Source organism: Roseateles sp. (assembly GCF_036404855.1).
Classification (GTDB): Bacteria; Pseudomonadota; Gammaproteobacteria; order Burkholderiales; family Burkholderiaceae_C; genus Pelomonas.
Map to the genome: position 1 here is coordinate 1 of NZ_DASWYS010000078.1, position 4,203 is coordinate 4,203.

The 4,203-nt window shown below is 68.6% G+C and carries 4 protein-coding genes; 1 reads left to right on the forward strand and 3 read right to left on the reverse strand.

All coding sequences use genetic code 11. The annotated features are described in order from the left end of the window. Nucleotides 1-165: 165 nt before the first annotated feature. The 3 genes from VGF12_RS05420 to murJ are packed head-to-tail and all read right to left on the reverse strand — an operon-like array spanning nt 166 to nt 3,678. Nucleotides 166-1,224: an AI-2E family transporter gene (locus tag VGF12_RS05420; RefSeq protein WP_331175023.1), complete on the reverse strand. Its 1,059-nt coding sequence runs from the start codon at nt 1,222-1,224 to the stop codon at nt 166-168. Nucleotides 1,225-1,255: 31 nt separating this feature from the next. Continuing rightward, the gene (locus tag VGF12_RS05425; RefSeq protein ID WP_414710008.1) at nt 1,256-2,119 is read right to left on the reverse strand and encodes a SirB1 family protein; all 864 of its coding nucleotides are present in this window, start codon (nt 2,117-2,119) and stop codon (nt 1,256-1,258) included. Then, entirely contained in the window at nt 2,116-3,678 is a 1,563-nt protein-coding gene (gene murJ / locus VGF12_RS05430) for a murein biosynthesis integral membrane protein MurJ (RefSeq protein WP_331175025.1), read from the reverse strand. Before murJ ends, VGF12_RS05425 begins: the two co-directional genes overlap by 4 nt. Before the next feature lie 120 nt (nt 3,679-3,798). Between murJ and rpsT the strand changes: the two genes are divergently transcribed. Beyond that, nucleotides 3,799-4,095: a 30S ribosomal protein S20 gene (gene rpsT / locus VGF12_RS05435; protein WP_331175026.1), complete on the forward strand. Its 297-nt coding sequence runs from the start codon at nt 3,799-3,801 to the stop codon at nt 4,093-4,095. The last annotated feature ends 108 nt before the right edge of the window (nt 4,096-4,203 follow it).

Genomic DNA, 4,203 nt, shown 5'->3' on the forward strand with positions numbered 1-4,203 from the left:
GCAGCAGGTGCGTCTTGCCCGAGCCGGTTGGCCCCCACAGCAGCACCGGGGGATCGCCTGGCATCAGGCCGGTCAGGTAGGCCAGCGCCTCGGCGTTCGCGCCGGGCAGGAAGTTGTCGAAGCTGTGCGCGGGTGGGGCGAGCAGCGCGAGGGGAATCTGGCGCATCAAGTGAACAGCGAACTTGAGAGGTAGGCCCGGTGCAGCCGGCGCGCCGCGACGGCGGCCACCGCCGACAGCGGCAGCGCGATCAGCACGCCGACGAAGCCCAGCAGATGGCCGAAGGCCAGCAGCGCGAAGATGACCATGAGGGGGCTCATGCCGATGCGCTCGCCGACGAAGCGCGGCGTCAGCACGAAGCTCTCCAGCAACTGGCCGATGCCGAAGACGACGGCGACCGCAGCGACGCCATAGAAGCTGGCGAACTGCAGCAGACCGGCCAGCAGCGCGAGCAGCAGGCCCAGGCCGAAGCCCAGGTAGGGAATGAAGACGGCCAGGCCGGTGAAGACACCGATGGGCAGAGCCAGATCGAAGCCGGCCATCGCCAGACCCGCGCTGTAGAAGATGGCCAGCGCGCCCATGACGAGCAGTTGGCCGCGCAGGTACTGGCCCAGCGTCTCGTCGCAGTCCGACAGGAAGCTGCCGACCGACTCGCGCGCCGACAGCGGCACCAGCGCCTTCGCACGTGCGATCAGGCCGGGCCAGTCGTCCAGCAGGTAAAACAGCACGACCGGCAGCAGCACGGCATTGCCGATGAAGGCCAGCAGGAAGCTGCCACCGATGCGGGCCGAGCTCAGCGCCGTCGACAGCCAGTCCTCGAAATTGGCGTCCAGGTACTTCAGCACGAAGGCCTTGATGCTGGCCGGGTCGAGCTGCATGTTGATGCCGTACTGGGCCAGCCAGGGCGACACCTTGTCGTTGGCGGCCTTGGCCAGCACCGGAATCTGCTCGCGCAGCGCCGGCAGTTCCTTGCTCAGGATGGGCAGCACCAGCAGCACCATCGCCAGCAGCACAAGTGCGAAGAGCAGCTCCACGACCAGCACGGCCAGCGCGCGCGGCACACGGCGGTTGACGAGGGCCTGCACAGCCGGCGCCAACGCGTAGGCTAGCACCAGGGCCGCGATGAAGGGGGCCAGCACAGGCGACAGCAGCCACAGCAGCAGGATGCCGGCGAGAGCGACACTGCCCCAGATCAGGGCGGTGCGTTGGTGCTTGCTGAGATTCATCGTGGTGTGCGGGACGCGAGGGCGCGGATTGTTACTGAAGCGGCGGTGAGCGCTGCGCAATCAGCACGGCCAGGCGGGCGCGCAGCTCGGCGGCGTCGGCGGCGTCGCCATGCGCGGCCAAGTAGAAGGCCAGATCGTCCGCCGCCCCGACAGCGTCGCCCAGCGCGTCCAGCACCAGGCCGCGGTCGCGCCGCTCGGAGGCGTCGTCCGGCAGCAGCACGACGAGGCGTCGCTGCACGGCCAGCAGGCGCGGCCAGTCGCGAGCGGCCCGATGCACCTCCTTCAGATTGCGCAGCATGCGGGCCAGGATCTGGCGCGGCGGCGCGGCCCGCAGGAAAAACTCCAGCGGCAGCTCCAGGTCCGCCGGCAGCCCGCTGCCATGGCGATAGACGGCCAGCCGCTCGTCCAGCCGCGCGGCCGACAGCGCCTCGCCCGTGAAGGGATCAATGACGACCTCGCCCAACCCCATCCGGCATTTGACGAGGAAATGTCCCGGGAAAGCGACGCCGGACGCCCGCAGGCCCGCCTGCTCGGCCAGTTCCAGCAACAGCACGGCCAACGTGATGGGAATGCCGCGCCGCGTCTCGAGCACGCGGTGGACGAAGCTGTTCTCGGCCGCGTAGTAGTTGTTCAGGTTGCCGGCAAAGCCCAGCTCGCCGTGGAAGAAACGTGTCAGCAGACGCAGCCGCTCGGCCGGCACCGTCTCGGGTGTGAGGCGCTCACGCAGGCGGCGCGCCAGACCGTCCACCCGGGCCAGCACGGCTTGCACATCGAGGCCGGGCTCGTCGTCCTGGGCCAGGCTGACGGCCGCCTCCAGCAGGTTGAGGCTGGCGTCCTCCGCCACCAGCGTGGCGAAGTAGTCCAGCGGGGTCGGGGTCGCGTACTTCACGATCACCCCGGCCGTCCCAGCGCCTTCGGCCGCATGCCGGCCAGGAAAAGCACTGCGAAATAGACGATGGCGCTGCCGGCGAGGCTGGCCGCCATGGCCAGGCCCCGCTGGAACTCGTGCGCGCCAAGCGCGATCCAGTCCAGCCGCGTGGCCAGTTGCCATTGCAGCAGGCCCATGGCCACGCAGCCCAGGGACACGCGCAGGCCAAAGCCCAGCCAGCCGGGCTCGGGGCGGTAGCTGCCCAGCTTCTTCAGCCCCCACAGCAGCCAACCCGCGTTGACCAGCGCACCTAGGCCGATGGACAGCGCCAGGCCGGCCACGCCAATCCAGGGCACCAGGACAAGGTTGAAGCACTGGGTCAGCACCAGCACCGCGATGGCGATCTTGGCCGGCGTGCCGGTGTCCTGGCGGGCGTAGAAACCGGGGGCCAGCACCTTGACTGCAATCAGGCCCATCAGGCCGACGCCCCAGCCCATGACGGACTGCGCCGTGTGGGCCACGTCCGTCGCGCCGAAGGCCCCGCGGTGGTAAAGCACGGCAGTCAGCGGAGCCGCGAAGACCAGCAGCGCCACCGCGCAGGGCAGCGCCAGCAGCACCACCATGCGCAACCCCCAGTCCAGCAGGCGGCTGTAGCGCTCGCTCGCCCCCGAGGCCTGGGCAGCCGACAACTGCGGCGTCAGCACGGCGCTGAGGGCTACACCGAGCAGGCCGATGGGAAATTCCATCAGCCGGTCGGCGTAGTTGAGCCAGGACGTGGCGCCCTCGGCCAAGTGGCTGGAAATCTGCGTGTTGATCATCAGCGACAGCTGGGACACGCCGACACCCAGCAGCGCCGGCCCCATCTTCACCAGCACGCGGCCGACGCCCGGGTGGGCAGACGACTCCTTGAACCCCCGCCAGCTCAGACGCATGTGGGGCATGGCGCCGATGGCCCGCAGCGCGGGCCACTGAACCAGCAGCTGCAGCACGCCGCCGAGCATGACGCCAAACGCCATCGCGTAGATGCCCGGATAGCCGGCGCGCTCCAGCGGCCGGGCGAGCGCCCAGCCGACGGCGATGACGCTGAGATTGAGCAGGACCGGCGTCGCGGCCGGCACGACGAAGCGCCGCCAGGTGTTGAGGATGCCGGCCGACAGCGCCACCAGCGACATGCAGCCGATATAGGGAAACATGATGCGCGTCATGGTGGCCGACGCGTCGAAGGCCGGCCCCGGCAGTCCTGAGCCGAGCAGCCAGACCAGCACCGGCGCCGCAACGATGCCCAGCACCGAGGTCGCCACCAGGGCCCACAGCAGCACCGTCGCGACGGCGTCGATGAGTCGCTGGGTGGCCGCGTCGCCCTCGGTCGCCTTGGTGGCCGCCAGCAGCGGCACGAAGGCCTGGGAAAATGCCCCCTCGGCGAACAGCCGACGCAGCAGGTTGGGGATGCGGAACGCGACGAGAAACGCGTCGGTCATCGCGGTGGCACCGAACAGTCCGGCCACCATGGTCTCCCGGACAAGGCCGGTGATGCGCGAGGTCAGGGTCAGCAGGGAGATGGTCGACGCAGCGCGCAACAGATTCATGGCGGCGGATTATCTGTGTGGCAAACCGTCCCTCTTTTGAGACGCCGTCAAGATACTTGGCTTTAACCCTGATTACGGGCTATACTCGCTGTCTTTGCACCAACTGGGTATAGATACAGCATGGCAACCAGCTCCAAAGCCAAGAAGAAGACGGTTCGCCTGGCGTCGGGCCGCAAGCGCGCCCGCCAGGACGTCAAGCTCAACGCCGCGAACACCGCGCTGCGCTCCCATTTCCGCACGGTCATCAAGAACGTGCAAAAGGCCGTGACGGCCGGCGACAAGTCCAAGGCCGCCGACCTGTTCAAGACCGCCCAGACCGTCATCGACTCCGTCGCCGACAAGGGCATCTTCCACAAGAACAAGGCTGCTCGCCACAAGAGCCGCCTGTCCGCCAAGATCAAGGCGCTCGCCGCCTGATAACCCATCCAGCTCTGGTGCAAGCAAAAGGCCCGCGAAAGCGGGCTTTTTGCATTTCTGCCGCGCCCGACGAAAACGGCTAGTGCCACTCGCCGCGCTCGACGCCTT